This window comes from Terrabacter sp. P5_B1 (genome assembly GCF_056400505.1).
Window position 1 is genome coordinate 1 of the sequence record NZ_JBFULD010000567.1, and the last position, 1214, is coordinate 1214.

General features: G+C 71.1%; 3 protein-coding genes. 2 read left to right on the plus strand and 1 reads right to left on the minus strand.

The features are described from left to right. The first annotated feature begins 75 nt into the window (after positions 1–75). Both AC1DP0_RS22035 and AC1DP0_RS22040 read left to right on the plus strand, forming a co-directional pair. On the plus strand, positions 76–528 hold the full coding sequence (locus AC1DP0_RS22035; RefSeq protein WP_478088748.1) for a helix-turn-helix domain-containing protein: 453 nt from the start codon (positions 76–78) through the stop codon (positions 526–528). Between the two features lie 9 nt (positions 529–537). Then, a complete protein-coding gene (locus tag AC1DP0_RS22040; protein ID WP_478088750.1) occupies positions 538–972 on the plus strand; it encodes a VOC family protein in 435 nt (144 codons plus the stop codon). A gap of 23 nt (positions 973–995) precedes the next feature. Here AC1DP0_RS22040 and AC1DP0_RS22045 read toward each other — a convergent pair. After that, a partial coding sequence (locus AC1DP0_RS22045; protein ID WP_478088752.1) for a GNAT family N-acetyltransferase occupies positions 996–1214 on the minus strand: 219 nt, incomplete at its 5' end.

The following is a 1214-nucleotide window of genomic DNA, read 5'->3' on the forward strand; positions in this document are numbered from 1 at the left end:
CTGGAGCCGGGCGGACGGCATCCGCAACGCTGGGACCGGTCCACGACGGGGGGCCGCTCGGGGCAGGATGGGGTCGTGGCGGAGCGAAGCGTACGCGCACCGGACGACGTGCTCGTCCACCTCCGTCGCGCCCGCGACGTCGCCGACCGTGACTTCGCCGAGCCGCTCGACCTCGAGGCGCTCGCCGCGGAGGCCCGGCTCTCGAAGTTCCACTTCCTCCGCCTCTTCCGGGCGACCTACGGGCTCACGCCCGCCGAGTACGTGTCGATGCGGCGGATCGAGCGGGCGCAGGACCTGCTGCGCTCGACCAACCTCACCGTCACCGAGGTCTGTCACGCGGTGGGCTTCTCGAGCCTCGGGTCGTTCAGCAGCCGCTTCCGTGCGGTCGTCGGGGAGAGCCCGAGCAGCTTCCAGGCGCGGTATGCCGCAACGGGCGCGCCGCACATCCCCGGGTGCGTCATCTTCATGTGGGGTCTGGCCGAGCGTTCCGCAACGGGGGAGAAGCGGGCGGACCCGGAGCCGCCCTAGCGTGGACCCATGATCACGAACATCTCCATCGTCAGCGTCTTCGTCAAGGACGTCGACGAGTCGAAGCGCTTCTACGTCGACGTCCTCGGGTTCGAGGAGAAGGACGACATCACCCTCGGCGACGGCTACCGCTGGTGCACCGTCGTCCACCCCAACCAGCCGGAGCTCCAGGTCAGCCTCGCGATCCCCGGACCGCCCTTCCCGGACGAGCTCGTCACCGCGATGCGGCGGGCCCTCGACGCCGGCGGCCTCAACGGCCTGGGGCTCTCCGTGGACGACTGCGAGAAGACCTATGCCGAGCTGACCGCGAAGGGCGTCGAGTTCCTCCAGCCGCCCTCGGCCCGGCCCTACGGCACCGAGGCCGTATGCCGCGACAACTCGGGCAACTGGGTGGTCCTGGTGCAGGAGGCCGACCGGAAGGTCGTGGCAGCGGACTTCGCCTGAGACACCCGTCCGCCGGAAGTGGGTCAGCGGTCGATGACGACCGGGCGGCTCGACCAGGCGCAGAGCCGGTCGTAGCCCAGCGAGAGGTAGAGGCTGCGGGCGACCTGGTTGTGCGAGTACATCCCCAGGGTGCAGACCCCGGCCTCGGCGACGGCCCGTCGCGTGATGGCGCCGACGATCGTGCGGCCGAGCCCCTGCCCGCGSAGTCGGGTGCCGACGGCAACCGACGACAGGTGCGGGGC

Coding starts and splice junctions, on each gene's coding strand:
- AC1DP0_RS22040 (WP_478088750.1), top strand. CDS start 538: ATGATCACGAACATCTCCATCGTCAGCGTCTTCGTCAAGGACGTCGAC.